Here is a 2,052-nt window from a genome sequence, read left to right as displayed (position 1 = left end):
GAGGCCGAGTCGGCCGGGCCGGCTGAGGCCTCCGAGCCCGAGCCGGAGGCCGGGGCCGAGGAGGCCGGCGCCGAGGAGGGCTCGGCCGAGGACGGCGAGGAGCGGCGTTCCGAGGAGGGCGGCGGCTCGTCCCGCCGCCGCCGTCGGCGCCGCCGGCGCAGCGGGGACGCCGCCGAGCCCGCGGCCACCGAGGACGACCCCGAGCGCACCGTGGTCAAGGTGCGCGAGCCGCGCCGCAAGCGGGACGAGGCCTCCGAGGCCGCCGACGGGGTGCAGTCCATCAAGGGCTCGACCCGCCTGGAGGCCAAGAAGCAGCGCCGCCGCGAGGGCCGCGAGCAGGGCCGCCGCCGGGTGCCGATCATCACCGAGGCCGAGTTCCTGGCCCGCCGGGAGTCCGTCGAGCGGGTGATGGTGGTCCGCCAGCAGGGCGACCGGACCCAGATCGGGGTGCTGGAGGACGACGTCCTCGTCGAGCACTTCGTCAACAAGGAGCAGTCCTCGTCCTATGTGGGCAACGTGTACCTGGGCAAGGTGCAGAACGTGTTGCCCTCGATGGAGGCCGCGTTCGTCGACATCGGCAAGGGCCGCAACGCGGTGCTCTACGCCGGCGAGGTCAACTTCGAGGCGCTGGGCTTCGGGCACGGGCCGCGCCGGATCGAGACCGCGCTCAAGTCGGGCCAGCCGGTGCTGGTGCAGGTCACCAAGGACCCCATCGGCCACAAGGGCGCCCGGCTGACCAGCCAGATCTCCCTGCCCGGCCGCTATCTGGTCTATGTCCCCGAGGGCTCGATGACCGGGATCAGCCGGAAGCTGCCCGACACCGAGCGTTCGCGACTGAAGCAGATCCTGAAGAAGATCGTTCCCGACGACGCGGGCGTGATCGTGCGCACCGCCGCCGAGGGCGCCACCGAGGACGAGCTGACCCGCGACGTGGAGCGGCTCCAGGCGCAGTGGGCCGAGATCCAGAAGAAGAGCAGGAAGGGCAACGCGCCCAGCCTGCTCTACGGCGAGCCGGACATGACCGTCCGGGTGGTCAGGGACATCTTCAACGAGGACTTCTCCAAGGTCATCGTCAGCGGCGACGCGGCCTGGGAGACCATCCACGGCTATGTCGCGCACGTGGCGCCCGACCTGACCGACCGGCTTCAGCGCTGGACCTCCGAGGTGGACGTCTTCGCCACCTACCGGATCGACGAGCAGCTGATGAAGGCGCTTGACCGCAAGGTCTGGCTGCCCAGCGGCGGTTCGCTGGTGATCGACCGGACCGAGGCCATGGTCGTCGTCGACGTCAACACCGGCCGGTTCACGGGCCAGGGCGGCAACCTGGAGGAGACCGTCACCAGGAACAACCTGGAGGCGGCCGAGGAAATCGTTCGTCAGCTGCGGCTGCGCGACCTCGGCGGGATCATCGTGATCGACTTCATCGACATGGTGCTGGAGTCCAACCGGGACCTGGTGCTGCGCCGGCTGCTGGAGTGCCTGGGCCGGGACCGCACCAAGCACCAGGTGGCCGAGGTCACCTCGCTCGGGCTGGTCCAGATGACCCGCAAGCGGGTCGGGCAGGGGCTGTTGGAATCGTTCTCCGAGCCCTGCGCGCACTGCAACGGGCGCGGGGTCATCGTGCACATGGAGCAGGCGCACCTCGCGGGCGGCGGCGGCAAGAAGAGCCGCCGGCGCGGCAAGGGCGGCAACGCGCCCGAGCCGACCGAGGTCCCTGAGCCGGTGGGCGTCACCGAGGCGCCGGAGCCGGTGGGTTCGGAGGAGGCCGTCGAGCCGATCGTTCCCGAGGAGACCGCCGAGGTGGTCGCCGCGCCGGAGCCGGTCGAGCCGCTGGCCCCCGCCGAGCCGCTGGCCCCCGCCGAGCCGGAGGAGCCGGCCGAGCCCGCGACCGGGCGTCGGCGTCGGCGGGCCACCCGCAAGGTGAGCGCGCCGGCCGGGCCGCCGAAGGTCGCCGAGGAGGGCGTGGTCACGGTGGTGACGACGCCCGAGCCTGAGGCCGTCGCCGAACCCGTGGCCGAGCCGCAGCCGCAGCCCGAGCCCGAGCCGGCGGCC

At 72.6% G+C, this 2,052-nt stretch carries 1 protein-coding gene; it reads left to right on the top strand.

The genetic code is table 11. From position 1 onward, the window contains the following. The coding region (locus EBN88_RS29685; RefSeq protein ID WP_147472916.1) for an Rne/Rng family ribonuclease at nucleotides 1-2,052 on the top strand (2,052 nt) is incomplete at both ends.

The organism is Streptomyces triticirhizae (assembly GCF_003696235.1).
Classification (GTDB): Bacteria; Actinomycetota; Actinomycetes; order Streptomycetales; family Streptomycetaceae; genus Streptomyces; species Streptomyces triticirhizae.
Note: the sequence above shows the minus strand (reverse complement) of the source record. Positions and strands in the feature narration are given on the sequence as shown.